The organism is Pseudomonas sp. yb_5 (assembly GCF_043103865.1).
Lineage (GTDB): Bacteria > Pseudomonadota > Gammaproteobacteria > Pseudomonadales > Pseudomonadaceae > Aquipseudomonas > Aquipseudomonas putida_Y.
Window position 1 is genome coordinate 22,031 of record NZ_JBICKE010000102.1, and the last position, 13,997, is coordinate 36,027.

The 13,997-nt window shown below is 59.9% G+C and carries 15 protein-coding genes; 9 read left to right on the forward strand and 6 right to left on the reverse strand.

Features of this window, described 5'->3' with window-relative positions; translation table 11 throughout:
- Positions 1-22 precede the first annotated feature (22 nt).
- A complete protein-coding gene (gene hpaR / locus ACF8GF_RS18090; protein WP_176684719.1) occupies positions 23-445 on the reverse strand; it encodes a homoprotocatechuate degradation operon regulator HpaR in 423 nt (140 codons plus the stop codon).
- Between the two features lie 183 nt (positions 446-628).
- On the reverse strand, positions 629-1,534 hold the full coding sequence (gene hpaA / locus ACF8GF_RS18095; protein ID WP_209969769.1) for a 4-hydroxyphenylacetate catabolism regulatory protein HpaA: 906 nt from the start codon (positions 1,532-1,534) through the stop codon (positions 629-631).
- A gap of 168 nt (positions 1,535-1,702) precedes the next feature.
- On the opposite strand from hpaA, the gene ACF8GF_RS18100 reads away from it, so the two are divergent.
- The 8 genes from ACF8GF_RS18100 to hpaI all read left to right on the forward strand — a co-directional run bounded on the left by ACF8GF_RS18100 (position 1,703) and on the right by hpaI (position 9,072).
- Positions 1,703-2,374 (forward strand): fumarylacetoacetate hydrolase family protein, encoded by a 672-nt coding sequence (locus ACF8GF_RS18100; RefSeq protein ID WP_176684720.1) that lies wholly within the window; start codon positions 1,703-1,705, stop codon positions 2,372-2,374.
- The gene (locus ACF8GF_RS18105) at positions 2,371-3,138 is read left to right on the forward strand and encodes a fumarylacetoacetate hydrolase family protein (RefSeq protein ID WP_176684721.1); all 768 of its coding nucleotides are present in this window, start codon (positions 2,371-2,373) and stop codon (positions 3,136-3,138) included. The genes ACF8GF_RS18100 and ACF8GF_RS18105 overlap by 4 nt, the downstream gene beginning before the upstream one ends.
- A gap of 5 nt (positions 3,139-3,143) precedes the next feature.
- Entirely contained in the window at positions 3,144-4,604 is a 1,461-nt protein-coding gene (gene hpaE, locus ACF8GF_RS18110) for a 5-carboxymethyl-2-hydroxymuconate semialdehyde dehydrogenase (RefSeq protein ID WP_176684752.1), read from the forward strand.
- Positions 4,605-4,695: 91 nt separating this feature from the next.
- On the forward strand, positions 4,696-5,619 hold the full coding sequence (hpaD, locus tag ACF8GF_RS18115) for a 3,4-dihydroxyphenylacetate 2,3-dioxygenase (RefSeq protein WP_176684722.1): 924 nt from the start codon (positions 4,696-4,698) through the stop codon (positions 5,617-5,619).
- A 57-nt stretch (positions 5,620-5,676) separates the two neighbouring features.
- Positions 5,677-6,087, forward strand: a complete 411-nt coding sequence (locus ACF8GF_RS18120) for a 5-carboxymethyl-2-hydroxymuconate isomerase (protein ID WP_176684723.1) — start codon at positions 5,677-5,679, stop codon at positions 6,085-6,087.
- A gap of 43 nt (positions 6,088-6,130) precedes the next feature.
- On the forward strand, positions 6,131-7,438 hold the full coding sequence (locus ACF8GF_RS18125) for an MFS transporter (RefSeq protein WP_176684724.1): 1,308 nt from the start codon (positions 6,131-6,133) through the stop codon (positions 7,436-7,438).
- Between the two features lie 17 nt (positions 7,439-7,455).
- Positions 7,456-8,259: a 2-oxo-hept-4-ene-1,7-dioate hydratase gene (gene hpaH, locus ACF8GF_RS18130; protein ID WP_392488284.1), complete on the forward strand. Its 804-nt coding sequence runs from the start codon at positions 7,456-7,458 to the stop codon at positions 8,257-8,259.
- Between the two features lie 9 nt (positions 8,260-8,268).
- Positions 8,269-9,072 (forward strand): 4-hydroxy-2-oxoheptanedioate aldolase, encoded by an 804-nt coding sequence (hpaI, locus tag ACF8GF_RS18135; RefSeq protein ID WP_176684726.1) that lies wholly within the window; start codon positions 8,269-8,271, stop codon positions 9,070-9,072.
- Between the two features lie 64 nt (positions 9,073-9,136).
- On the opposite strand, the gene ACF8GF_RS18140 is transcribed toward hpaI, so the two are convergent.
- Positions 9,137-10,078, reverse strand: coding sequence for a p-hydroxyphenylacetate 3-hydroxylase reductase component (locus ACF8GF_RS18140; protein WP_176684727.1), 942 nt, complete (start codon positions 10,076-10,078; stop codon positions 9,137-9,139).
- Positions 10,079-10,156: 78 nt separating this feature from the next.
- Positions 10,157-11,326 (reverse strand): p-hydroxyphenylacetate 3-hydroxylase oxygenase component, encoded by a 1,170-nt coding sequence (locus ACF8GF_RS18145; RefSeq protein WP_176684728.1) that lies wholly within the window; start codon positions 11,324-11,326, stop codon positions 10,157-10,159.
- A gap of 252 nt (positions 11,327-11,578) precedes the next feature.
- Between ACF8GF_RS18145 and ACF8GF_RS18150 the strand changes: the two genes are divergently transcribed.
- Positions 11,579-12,172 (forward strand): TetR/AcrR family transcriptional regulator, encoded by a 594-nt coding sequence (locus ACF8GF_RS18150; protein ID WP_176684729.1) that lies wholly within the window; start codon positions 11,579-11,581, stop codon positions 12,170-12,172.
- A gap of 21 nt (positions 12,173-12,193) precedes the next feature.
- Here the strand turns inward: ACF8GF_RS18150 and hpaR (ACF8GF_RS18155) are convergent, their stop codons facing one another.
- Both hpaR (ACF8GF_RS18155) and tyrS read right to left on the reverse strand, forming a co-directional pair.
- On the reverse strand, positions 12,194-12,616 hold the full coding sequence (gene hpaR / locus ACF8GF_RS18155; protein ID WP_176684730.1) for a homoprotocatechuate degradation operon regulator HpaR: 423 nt from the start codon (positions 12,614-12,616) through the stop codon (positions 12,194-12,196).
- 73 nt (positions 12,617-12,689) lie between these two features.
- A complete protein-coding gene (gene tyrS, locus ACF8GF_RS18160; RefSeq protein WP_392488285.1) occupies positions 12,690-13,919 on the reverse strand; it encodes a tyrosine--tRNA ligase in 1,230 nt (409 codons plus the stop codon).
- Between the last annotated feature and the right edge of the window lie 78 nt (positions 13,920-13,997).

Sequence of the window (13,997 nt, forward strand, 5' to 3'; positions counted from 1 at the left end):
CTGATGAGCCCAGAGCGTGAGCTCAAGGCTCAATGCGTTTTAGCTCGTTAAGCAGTTGCAGTAGTTGTTTGAGCTTATCTTCACCGAATTGCGCCTGAATTCTGCGGTAGTTGGCTTCCATTCCTTCACGCATGGCTTCGAAACTCGCGCGGCCCGAGTGAGTCAGCGTCACGAATACTCGACGTAGATCCTCGGTGCCCTTACGTCTGCACACCAGTCCGTCCCGCTCCAGGCGGCTGAGAACCCCGGTCATACTCGGCTTTAGGATACAGGCCAAGTGTGCTAGCTGGTGACTTTCCAGCTCACCCTGTTGGTGCAAGATGCGAATAACCCGCCATTGCTGTTCTGTCAGATCGTGCTCATTGAGCAACGGCCGGAAAAATGCCATTGCGGCTTCACGGGCCTGCAGCAAGCTCAGCGTTAGTGAAGGGCGAATCTCGGTCATGAGTAAAGCCTGTGCCTTTTGATTCAATCGATAAGATTAGGAGAATCTGACGAATGCGACAACTGCTGCACTCTATGAAAAGTGCAATCTGTTCCACGGAAAACCCATTTAAGGCCGCCCTGCAAGCTGCGAGCATCGCTATCAAACAACGACAATTCTTGCAGGTATCGTCACGTGGCTACCTCACTGCAACTCCGCCTGCCGCTGCCGATACTCGCCTGGTGTAAGGCCCGCATACCGATTGAAGAAACGGCTGAAATAGGCCGGGTCCTTGAAGCCGAGCTGGTAGCAAATTTCATTCACCGAACTGCCGGAGAAAAGCAGCAAGCGCCTGGCCTCCTGCATCAGCCGCTCCAGCACCAGGCGTTTGGATGGCAGATCGGCGACTCGCCTGCAAATGTCGTTGAGCCGCGCTTCAGTGACCCCGATCTGTGCTGCATAGCTCGCCAGTGGCCAGTGCTCAAGGTAGTGCGCCTCGATCAAAGCGTTGAAGCGGTGAAATATCTTCAAGTCTTCATGACGGGCCGGAGTTGCCTCGCGCGAGTTGGGACAAAGCCGCAACAAGCTGATCATGATCAGCCGCGTGAGCGATTGCAACGCCGCATCGCGTCCCGGACTAGAGCCGGCGAACTCATCGCTGAGCGCCTCCAGCCATATTTCCAGGCGCCGCGCCTCGGCATGATCCGCCGCCGGCACCTTGGTCAGCGCCACGCAAGCAGGCCGCACCTGCATTCCCGCCGGCAACAGGCTGGCATCTGCCTCGATCAATTGCCAAACCAACTGCTGGCGTACCGTGAGTACATGCCCGTCGCTGTCCGGATCGGTGACGAAAGAGTGAGTCACGGTCGGAGGCGTAAGGAAGAACATCGGCCCCGATTCGATGAACTGCTGGTCGTCCAGATACACCCGCACAGTGCCAGACTTTACGTAGTGCACTTGAAAGAAGCGATCGTGGCGGTGCACCGGCATGTTGCGCCCAAAAAATCCGGCGAGGTTACCAAGCCGGTCGTGATGCACCTCGCTCTCGCTGTAGCGCTGGTCGTAAACCTGACCGATGTTGATGTTCGGAATGGGATGCCGATTGCTCATTGCTGGTTGTCCGCCAATGACTTGACCCGAGTTGCCAAGGCTCATGGTGCACCCGCCAAGCGGGAGCTACAAGGGAAGCCTTGACCATTGTTAACATATTAACTATAACATTAACACATTAACGATATTCGGAGCAGCAGCCTGCTCCACCACTGCCAGGAGAAAAGCATGAGCCATGCGTTGCATGACGTTGCGAACGGCACCGTGTTCGGCGTTGCGCTGAACTACAACGGTCTGCTAGAGCAGCGTCTGGCCGAGTTCGAAAAGCCGCCGTACAAGCAGGCGCCAGTCAAGCCGGTGCTCTTCATCAAGACGCCGAACACCCGCAATGCCCACGGTCGCAATGTGATCCACCCAGCCGGTGAACGCTTGCAACCAGGTCCAGCCCTGGGCGTGGTGATCGGCAAAGACGCCACCCGGGTGAGTGCCGCCGATGCGATGACCCATGTGGCCGGCTTCACCATCGTCAACGAGTACAGCCTGCCGGAAGACAGCTACTACCGTCCGGCGGTCAAGGCCAAGTGCCGCGATGGCTTCTGCGCCATTGGTCCCGACCTGATCCCGGTTTCCGCAGTCACCGACCCGCACCAGCTGACCCTCAAGCTCTATGTGAACGGCGTCGTGATGCAGGAAAACACTACCGCCAACCTGGTGCGCAGCATTCCGCAGTTGATTGCAGAATTGAGCGAGTTCATGACCCTGCACGCTGGGGATGTACTGATTACCGGCACCCCGGAGGGCCGTGTCGACGTCCATCCCGGTGACCTCGTCGAAGTCGAGATCACCGGCCTTGGCCGTCTGGCCAACACCATCGTTGCAGAGCCGGGGGAGCCAGCATGAAACACGCGCGTATCCGTTATGAAGGCAGCGTCCATGCTGTTACCGTCGAAGCCGACACCACCGTTCGCCTGGCCGACGGTCGAATGCTCGATGAAAGCCAGTTCGAGTGGCTGCCACCGGCAAACGGAAGCATGTTCGCCCTCGGCTTGAACTATGCCGACCACGCCAAGGAGCTCGCCTTCGCTCCGCCCACCGAGCCGCTGGCGTTTATCAAGTCCCCCGGCACCTACACCGGACACAACCAGGTCACCTGGCGCCCGGACAACGTCGAGTACATGCACTACGAGTGTGAGCTGGTTGCTGTCATAGGCAAGCCGGCGAAGAACGTCAAGCGCGAGAACGCCTTGGAGTACGTGGCCGGGTACACCGTGTGCAACGACTACGCCATCCGCGACTACCTGGAAAATTACTATCGCCCCAACCTGCGGGTGAAGAACCGCGACGCCACCACGCCCGTTGGCCCGTGGGTCGTCGACGCAGCCGAAGTGCCAGATGTGAGCAACCTGAAACTACGCACCTGGATCAACGGTGAGCTGAAGCAGGAAGGCACCACGGCGGACATGATCTTCGACATTCCATACCTGATCGAATACTTCTCCAGCTTCATGACCCTGCAACCAGGCGACATGATCGCCACTGGCACGCCAGAGGGCTTGGCCGACGTGGTACCGGGCGACGAAGTGGTGGTGGAAGTGGAAGGCGTCGGACGCCTGGTCAACCGCATCGTCAGCGAAGCTGACTTCTTCAAGAACAACAGGGCATGAGCAGCATGATCAAACATTGGATCAACGGCCGTGAGGTCGAGAGCAAAGACACCTTCGTCAACTACAACCCTGCCACGGGCGAAGCCATCTGCGAAGTCGCCAGCGGCGGCGCCGAGGAAGTGGCTCAAGCTGTGGCCGCGGCAAAGGAAGCGTTCCCCAAGTGGGCCAACACCCCCGCCAAGGAACGTGCCCGCCTGATGCGCAAGCTCGGTGAGTTGATCGACCAGAACGTTCCGAAGCTGGCGGAATTGGAGACCCTCGACACCGGCCTGCCGATCCACCAGACCAAGAACGTACTGATCCCGCGTGCCTCGCATAACTTCGACTTCTTCGCCGAAGTCTGCACTCGCATGGACGGCCACACCTACCCGGTGGACGACCAGATGCTCAACTACACCCTGTACCAGCCGGTCGGCGTGTGCGGTCTGGTGTCGCCGTGGAACGTGCCGTTCATGACCGCCACCTGGAAGACCGCGCCGTGCCTGGCTCTGGGCAACACTGCGGTACTGAAGATGAGCGAACTGTCGCCGCTGACTGCCAACGAACTGGGCCGCCTCGCGGTCGAGGCCGGCATCCCGAATGGCGTGCTCAACGTGATCCAGGGCTACGGCGCCACGGCTGGCGACGCCCTGGTGCGTCACCCGGACGTTCGCGCGATCTCCTTCACCGGTGGCACCGCTACCGGGCGCAAGATCATGCAGACCGCGGGCCTGAAAAAATACTCGATGGAACTGGGCGGCAAGTCGCCAGTGGTGATCTTCGAAGACGCCGATCTGGACCGCGCCCTGGACGCCGCTCTGTTCACCATTTTCTCGCTCAATGGTGAGCGCTGCACTGCCGGCAGCCGCATCTTTATCCAGGAAAGCGTGTACCCGCAGTTCGTCGCTGAGTTCGCAGCCCGCGCCAAGCGCCTGATTGTTGGTGACCCAACCGATCCGAAGACCCAAGTCGGCTCGATGATCACTCAGGCGCACTACGACAAGGTGACTGGCTACATCAAGATCGGCATGGAGGAAGGCGCGCGCCTGGTCGCGGGCGGCCTAGAGCGCCCGGCAAACCTGCCGGCACACCTTTCCAAGGGGCAGTTCATTCAGCCTACTGTGTTCGCTGACGTGAACAACAAAATGCGCATTGCCCAAGAAGAAATCTTTGGCCCAGTAGTCTGCCTTATCCCATTTAAAGACGAAGCCGAAGCGTTGCAACTGGCCAACGACACCGAGTACGGCCTGGCCTCCTACATCTGGACCCAGGACATTGGCAAGGCTCATCGCCTGGCCCGCAGCATTGAAGCCGGCATGGTGTTCATCAACAGCCAGAACGTGCGCGATCTCCGTCAGCCGTTCGGTGGTGTGAAGGGCTCGGGCACCGGCCGCGAAGGTGGACAGTACAGCTTCGAAGTGTTCGCCGAAATCAAAAACGTCTGCATTTCCATGGGTAGCCACCACATCCCGCGCTGGGGCGTGTGACTTTTAACCCAACGCGCCGGGCGGGCCAATGTTCTGACGACAACCTGATCCGCTCAGCGCCGCGGGATCTCCAACAATAAGGAGTCTGATCATGGGTAAAGTGGCCCTAGCGGCAAAGATCACTCACGTGCCCAGCATGTACCTGTCGGAAATCCCTGGCCCTCGCCAGGGATTTCGCCAGGCCGCGATCGACGGGCATTACGAGATCAGCCGCCGCTGCCGTGAGCTGGGTGTGGACACCATCGTCGTGTTCGACACCCACTGGCTAGTCAATGCCAACTACCACATTCTGTGTGGCGAGCACTTCCAGGGGGTATACACCTCCAACGAACTGCCTCACTTCATCAGCAACATGGCCTATGAGTTCCCTGGCAACAAGGACCTGGGCCTGATCTTGAGCGAAGCCTGCAATCGCTTCGGCATCGAGACCATGGCCCACCACGCCACTACTTTGGGGCCTGAATATGGCACCCTTGTCCCGATGCGCTACATGAACCAGGACCAGCACTTCAAAGTGATTTCGGTCTCGGCGCTGTGCACATCGCACTACCTGGCCGACAGCGCCCGTCTCGGCTGGGCCATGCGCAAGGCAGTGGAAGACCACTACGACGGCACCGTGGCGTTCTTTGCCAGTGGCTCGCTTTCCCACCGCTTCGCCCAGAACGGCCAGGCGCCAGACTTTGCCACCAAAGTCTGGAGCCCGTTCCTCGAAACTCTGGATCACCGTGTGGTGAAAATGTGGGAGAACGCAGAATGGGAAGCGTTCTGCGGGATGCTTCCTGAGTACGCGGCCAAAGGCCACGGTGAAGGGTTCATGCACGATACGGCGATGCTGCTGGGTGTACTCGGCTGGTCGAAGTACGACGGTAGGGCTGAGGTGGTGACCCCGTACTTCGGTTCATCGGGTACCGGGCAGATCAACGCTATCTTCCCGATCACGCCTCAGGACGGCTCGGCGATACCGCCTGCGCAAGCAGCAAATCCGGCGGGTGTGGTTTCCACCAGCCGACTCTGACCCATTTGCCAGGCCACCGCTTGGCGGCCTGGTGCCCTCGCCACAAGGAAGCACCTCATGCCACACCTGGTTCTGCTCTACACCCCCGACCTGGAAGCCGATGCCGATATCCCCGGCCTGTGCCGCGCACTCGCCGACTGCATGCTCGAACAGCACGACGAAACCGGCAAGTCGGTCTTCCCAACCGGTGGAACCCGCGTACTTGCCTACCCTGCCGCCCATTGCGCAGTGGCAGACGGTAACGGCGACTACGGGTTCATGTACGCCAACCTGCGCATGGGCAGTGGCCGAAGCCCCGCCGTACATAAAACGGTCGGCGATAGCCTGCTGCAGGTTTTAAAGCAGCGTCTGGATGCACTGCTGCTGCAGCGGCCGATTGGCATCACCCTGCAGATCGACGAAAGCGCTCAGCAAGTCTATGACGCCAAACACAGCACCTTGCACCCGCTGTTCAATCGCCCGGCCTGATTTCAGGCCGCCCGTTGCTTCATCACACAACAAGTACAAAAAAATGAGCACACTCGAACATGCCTCTCCGGCCCACACTCAGGCCGAACTGGCCGACGCGACCCACCGCGCGGTCACCTGGCGGCTGATGCCGTTGCTGCTGATCTGCTACCTGTTCGCCCACCTCGACCGCATCAACATCGGCTTTGCCAAGATGCAGATGAGCCAAGACCTGCAGCTGTCCGACACGGTCTACGGGCTGGGCGCCGGACTGTTTTTCATTGCCTATGCATTATTCGGCGTGCCTAGCAATCTGATGCTCGAGCGCATCGGCCCACGCCGCTGGATCGCCACGCTGATGGTGGTATGGGGGGCGCTGTCGGCCAGTATGCTGCTGATCGAGAGCAGCAGCGCTTTCTACCTGCTGCGCTTTGCTCTGGGTGCCGCAGAGGCTGGTTTCTTTCCGGGCATCCTGGTCTACCTCAATCGTTGGTACCCCGCCGGACGCCGAGCCCAGGTCACCGCATTGTTCGCCATCGCCGTGCCGCTTGCCGGGGTGGTTGGCGGGCCGTTGTCAGGGGCGATCCTGTCATTCATGCACGACGCAGCTGGTCTGCGTGGCTGGCAGTGGATGTTCCTACTCGAAGGCGCGCCAGTGATCCTACTGGGCTTGTTGGTGCTGGCTGCACTGCCTGAACGCTTCGAGCTGGTGCACTGGCTCGACGACCGGCAGAAGGCTGCATTGCGCGCCCAGTTCGGCAGCGAAGAGCAGCGCAAAACCGTGACATCCTTGGGCGGCGTCTTTTCCAGCCCGGCGATCTGGCTGCTGGTGGCTGTGTACTGCGCTGTGATGCTGGCAGTCAACACGTTGGCCTTCTGGATGCCCAGCCTTATTCATGGTGCTGGCATCGGCAGCGACGCGAGCGTCGGTATGCTCAGCGCCCTACCTTACCTGGCTGGCTGCGTGTTCATGCTCGCGTGCGGCCGCTCCAGCGACCGCCAGCGCGAGCGCCGCTGGCATCTGTGCGTGCCGCTTCTGATGGCCGCAGCCGGTATCGGCATCACCGGCCTGGCCCCGCAGCAACCTTGGCCAGTATTGGGCGGGTTGGTGTTGGCGGGCATGGGAGCCAGCGCGGCCTTGCCGATGTTCTGGCAGTTACCACCAGCGTTCCTCAATGCTCGCACCCAGGCTGCTGGTATTGCCCTGATCAGTTCACTGGGCAGCATCGCCTCGTTCGCGGCGCCCTATTTCATCGGATGGGTGCGCGACACCACGCAAAGTGCAAGTCTCGCGCTCTACGCGCTCGCCTGCTTCATCACCCTAGGTGGCCTGCTGGTGCTGCGCACCCGGGCCGCCATCGTCAACCCTTGAACACAGAGATTGTCACCATGCTTGATAACGCTTTCATCCAGCAGGCCGCCGAACGCCTCGACCAAGCAGAGCGCTCGCGCGAGCAGATCCGCCAGTTCTCCATTGAGCAGCCAGCGATTACCATCGAAGACGCTTACGCCATCCAACGCGCCTGGGTAGCCAAGAAGATCGCCGCTGGCCGCAAGCTGGTAGGACACAAGATCGGCCTGACCTCACGCGCCATGCAGGTATCTTCGAACATCACCGAACCCGACTATGGCGCCCTGCTCGACGACATGTTGTTCGACGAAGGAAGCGACATCCCCTTTGATCGTTTCATCGTGCCACGGGTAGAGGTAGAGCTGGCGTTCATCTTGGGCAAACCACTCAAGGGCCCCAAAGTCACCGTTTTCGATGTAATGGAGGCCACTGAGTGGGTGATCCCGGCACTGGAGATCATCGACGCCCGTATCCAACAAGTCGACCCGCAGACCCAAGTCACCCGCAAGGTGTTCGACACCATCTCCGACAACGCCGCCAATGCTGGTGTGGTCATGGGGGGGCGGGCAGTGCGCCCCACAGACATAGACCTGCGCAAGGTGCCGGCAGTGCTGTACCGCAATGGCGTGATCGAGGAGTCCGGTGTGAGTGCCGCGGTGCTCAACCACCCAGCCAAAGGTGTCGCCTGGCTGGCCAACAAACTGGCGCCGTACGACGTCACCCTGCAGCCTGGCCAGATCATTCTCGGTGGTTCGTTCACTCGCCCTGTAGCCGCTCGTCCTGGAGACACCTTCCACGTCGACTACGACATGCTTGGCTCAATCGCCTGCCGCTTCATCTGAGGACTGACCATGGACATGCCTATCAACCATTTCAAAAAACGCCTGCGCAGCGGCCAGGTTCAGATCGGCCTATGGCTCGGCCTGGCCGATGCCTATTGCGCCGAACTGGCCGCCAATGCCGGCTTCGACTGGCTGCTCATCGATGGTGAACATGCACCCAACGACCTGCGCGGCATGCTCGCGCAGTTACAGGCAGTGGCGCCCTACCCTAGCCAGGCCGTGATACGTCCAGTGGTCGGCGATACCGCATTGATCAAGCAAGTGCTGGATATAGGTGCTCAAACCCTTCTGGTACCGATGGTCGAAAGCGCCGAGCAGGCGCGGCAACTGGTCAAAGCCGTGCACTACCCGCCGACCGGCGTACGTGGCGTGGGCAGTGCATTGGCGCGGGCGTCGCGCTGGAACAGCATCGCCGGCTACTTGGACCACGCGGACGCGCAGATGTGTCTGCTGGTGCAAATAGAGAACAAGGAAGGCCTAGCCAACTTGGACGAAATCGTCGCAGTGGACGGGGTCGATGGCGTGTTCATCGGCCCTGCTGACCTCAGTGCTGCCCTGGGCCACCGTGGTAATCCAGGGCACCCTGAAGTGCAGGCAGCGATCGAAGATGCCATTGTGCGCATCGGTAAGGCCGGCAAAGCGGCAGGCATTCTCAGCGCCGACGAGAAGTTGGCTCGTCGTTATATCGAACTGGGTGCAGCCTTTGTCGCAGTCGGCGTCGATACCACCGTGCTCATGCGCGGACTGCGGGACTTGGCGGGCAAGTTCAAGGATATACCTGCGGTGAACAGTACCGGCGACGGTGTCTACTAAGTCTTCGCTACCACTGAAAACGACAACGGCGCCCGATAGGCGCCGTTGTCGTTCAAGGCCATTCTCACATCTGGATTATGGCTTTGAGGACGGTCTTGAAGGTATCCAACTGCTCTGCACTGAATTGCCCGAACACCTTATCCTGCTGCTCCTGGGCAATGCCCCACAACGCTTCGGTTTCATCCACCCCTTTTTCAGACAGCCGCACACGGCCGTCGTCGTCAGCGATCAACCCCTTGCGCTTGAGGTTGGCTACGGCCTCTTCGATCTCACGCACGGGCATCGCCACTTCGCGCTGCAGGTCGCTCACGCTGAGTCCAGCATCGTTCTCCAGCACCATCAACATGCGCGCTTCGCTAGTGCGCAGGCCGGTGCACAATTGGCGTGGCTGATAGTCGGCTTGGTAGGCACGCAAGGCCTGAGTCATCAGGTAGTACAGGTTGTGCTGCAGACGACCCTGGAAGTGACTGCTCGGCGCCTGCCCTTCGGCCCGTTGGGTCATGCGGGTGTGCGGAAGCACCATCGAGTAAGCACCTTGGTGATACAACAGCGGCGAGCGACCGAAGTCATCGAAGGCCACAACCTTACCGACCAGAATCCAGTGATCGCCGCCGTCCAGTTGCTGAAACTTTTCACACTGGAAGCGCGCCGAACAGTCGGCGAACAGCGGCGCACCACCGGCCCCCTCCTCGTAGTCAATGCCGGCGAAACGATCTTCCTTGGGACGCGCGAAATTGTTGGACAGGTCGATCTGATCAGCCGCGAGGATGTTCACAGCAAAATGTGAAGCTTCCTCGAAAACCTCGTGGCTGGTGGAACGTTTGTCGATGCTCCAGAGAATTAGTGCAGGGTCCAGTGACACCGAGTTAAAGCTGTTAGCTGTGACGCCAACTTTGCGGCCACTCGGCCCGGCTGCGGTGACCACGGTCACGCCAGTAGCAAAATTACCCAAGGCACGGCGGAAGGCACGGGTATCGAAATCGGTCACAGAGGTTGAATTGGACATGCAAGACTCCCGGGCAAGCCGAACGGGCCTGCCACTGTTTGTTGTTGTGGTTGTTGTGGGGGATCAGCCGCTTGGCGATCAAACCATCGCCGGGTCAGGCTCTAGCCCCATCAGTTCGCGGCCAAGGATCTGCGCACAGACGTCATAGTCGGTGTAGGCATGTGCACCGGTCATGTGCGAATCACGGAACAGTCGCTGCAGTTCGTTGGTCTCGAACCAAGCGCCGCCACCGGCTGCTTCCATCAGGCGATCGACCGCCTGGATGCACATTTTCACCGCGTAGCCTTGGTTGGTGCGCCAAAACGCCAAGGTGGCGCGCGATGGGTATTCATGACGTTCGCTGTACTCCGCGATCTCGTCCCAGCTCTTTTCCAGCAACGCCCGTGCGGCAGCAACTTGGTGGGTGGACTCAGCCAGGCGCATCAGGGCTGGCGTGGCTGCACCGACCGCCGCACCGGTGTAGGCACGCACGCGGTTGCGCGTTTTTTCGCGGAACACTTCCAGCATGCGCTCAGCAATGCCCAGGCTGACGGTAGAGAAACCGCTTGCGAAGTAAGGGCGATATGGAGCGAAGAAAATCTTGCTGTCTGGGTACATACCGAAGCCGGCGGACTTGCCTTCCATCATGTCCTTGGCCTTCTGGATGCGGTGCTCGGGCACGAAAGCGTCGCGTACGATAAGCGTCTTGCTACCACTGCCACGCATGCCCACCGCATACCAGTCATCACGGATTTCATAATCGCTGCGAGGCAATACAGCGAAGCAGTAATCCTGAGAACCTTCGGCGTTAGGGCGACGGAAGCCCAATATCGCCCACTCGGCGTGATCGCAGCCGGAGCTCCAGCCCATTTCGCCACTGAAAGTCACACCACCTTCCACCTCTTCGGTGCGGCCGAAAGGCGCGATGCTGCTGCTGGCCGTGGCGTCCGGGTTGCTGCCCCATACATCCTGCTGCAACTTTGCCGGGAACATCGCCATCTGGTGGCTATGGGTGCACAGCAGGCTCATAGCCCAAGCGGTGCTGGCGCACGCGCCGGCCAGCAAAGCGATGCACTGGGCGAACTGCGGCAAGGAAATTTCCAAGCCACCGTACTGCTTAGGCAGAAAAGCGCGATGCATGCCGATACTCTTCAGCAAGGCGATGTTCTCTGCTGGAACACTGCGGTCATGCTCAGCCTTAAAGGCATTGGCAGCAATGGCCGGCAGGATGGCTTTGAGGTCTTCCAGCAAAGGATTTGGCTTTTTCATGAACGGTCTCTTTATTATTGGATAACCAGCGTGCAACCCTCTGTGCGGCAGCGGGCAGCCGAATAGTCTCAATGACGCGTTCAGTATGTGGCGGTGGCAGTTGTCGAGAAATGCACGTTACGAGGGGAAAATTGCACTTTCCATGGTATCGCCCCCTGCTTCGCTTCGAAGCGATTGACCCCTGCTCCAGTCGCCACCACAATCCCCTCGAAGCGCGCGTGGCCTACCCGCGCCATTGATGGAGTGACCTCGTTGAAAGCGCTTTCCCCCTCTGCGGCACGTATTTGCGACGCCGCTGTCGGCCACTTCGCGGCATTCGGTTACGACGCCTCCTCGTTGAATGAGATCGCTCAACTGGCAGGCATGCGTAAAGCCTCGCTCTACGCGCACTTCGCTAACAAGGATGCCTTGTTCCTAGAAGCATTTCAGCGGGCACTGGAAGTTGAAACCCGTTTCGTCGAGAGCGCTTTTCGAGAGGAGGCGGCGGGCGCTGTGGCGCCTGGGCACTGGCTTGTGCTTCACCTCGCCGAGCGCTACCGAGAGTCGCAGAACCTGCGTTTCATCCTGCGCACAGCGTTTCTGCCTCCGGTCGATATCAAGGTGGCTGTCACCTCAGGGTTCGAGCGATATCTGGACGGCGTACGCGAAGGTTTTTGCCAAGCGCTCCATGCGCGCTACAGCTGGGCTGACTTGGCAAGCACTCGCCTGGAGGTCTATGCCGATGCCTATCTGGGCATCATCGACAGCCTGCATGTGGAACTGATGTACGCCGACCCCGCCGTCTATGCACGACGTGCGGCATCGCTATTGAAAATCCTTGACGACTCATTGTCGCTGAACCACTGAGGCGAGGGCCAGTCACGCGGCTTAAGGCTTGATCCTCTTCATCTCTTCGAGCAGTCGGGTCAGTTGCTGAAGCTTTTCCTCGCCGAACTGACTCAGGATCTTGTCATAGTTGCGGCCCATTTCCTCGCTCATGGCCAAAAACACCTGTTGTCCCTTGACCGTGAGGTTGATGAACACCCTCCGCTGGTCTTCAGAAGACTTGCGCCGTGCGACAATACCGTCGCGCTCAAGGCGCTTGAGCACGCCGCTCATGCTCGGTTTGAGAATACAGGCAAGCTCTGCCAACTGATGGCTTTCCAACTCACCCTGCTGACGCAGGATACGAATGACTCGCCATTGTTGTTCGGTTAGCTCGTGGGCGTTCAGCGCAGGGCGGAAGAACGCCATGGTGGCTTCGCGAGCCTGCAGTAGCGTCAGCGTAAGTGAGGGTCGTGGCGTGGTCATGCGTGCTTCGAGCTCGTCGATAAAAAGCGTGCCGGCGAGTATGCCAGCACGCGCTCATTAATACATTAATCAATTACTCGATAAGCAGGTGGTAATGGCGCTTCTTACCCAAGCTGACACGCCATTGTTGCTGGCCAGGTGGTAGATCGGCGTCCACTGATTGCACCACCTCACCATCCAGGCGCAAGCCACCGCCCTGCGCCAGACGCCTTGCCGCACCACGCGACGGTTGCAGGCCGGCCTGCACAAGTACCTCAGCCAGGCTCGGGATTTGCAGCGCGCTGCGAGCCACGGTAATGGTGGTCAATCCATTGCCAATACCCTCCCCGTACACGCCGCTGGCAGCCTCTCGCGCAGCATTCGCTGCCTCAGCGCCGTGCGCCAATGCAGTCACCTCATCGGCCAGCAGGGCCTTGGCTTGGTTCAAGGCCGCACCACCCTCGCGCGTGAGTTCGGCGATCCGCTCCAGCGAAAGTTCAGTAAACAGGGCCAGAAAGCGCGGTACGTCCCGATCGTCGCAATTACGCCAGAACTGCCAGAAGTCGAAACTCGGCAAGCGACGCTCGTCAAGCCATATTGCGCCGTTGAGCGACTTGCCCATCTTTTTGCCATCGCTATTGGTCAACAATGGCATGGTCAGACCGAACAACTGACGTTGATCACGGCGCCGGGCCAGCTCGACGCCGTTGATGATGTTGGCCCACTGGTCGGCACCGCCCAGTTGCAGGGTGCAGTCGTGCAGGCGAGCCAGCTCGGTAAAGTCATGGGCCTGCAGCAGGGTATAACCGAACTCTAGAAATGACAGCGAGTGTTCCCGATCCAAGCGTTGCCGCACCGAGTCAAACGTCAACAGACGATTAATCGAGAAGTACCGCCCGACCTGGTCGAGGAATTGCAGATAGCCGATACCATCGAGCCACTGCGCGTTGTCGACCACGAAGCCCGCGCCCTCACCCAAATGCAGGTAGCGCCCGAAAGTCCGCGTGATGCCGGCGATATTGGCCTGAATCTGCGCCTCATCGAGTATCGGTCGGCTCTCGTCCCGGAAGCTTGGGTCACCGATACGCGTTGTCGCGCCACCGATCAGCAGGATCGGACGGTGCCCGGCCTTCTGCAGCCAGCGCATTAGCATCAAACCCTGCAGGTGGCCGACATGCAGGCTGTCGGCTGTGGCATCAAAGCCCAAGTAGAACGTGCGCGGTCCTTCCTGCAAATGTGTGCGCAATCCTTCGAGGTCCGTGCTTTGGTGAATGAAGCCCCTGGCTTGCAGGTGGCCTATCAGATCGTAATGTTGGTCGCTCATGACAACTCCTGGGTGAAGCCCGAGGAGCGAGACACACGTCCAGCCGCCTCGGGCGGATGACGTGCACGCAGCCACGAC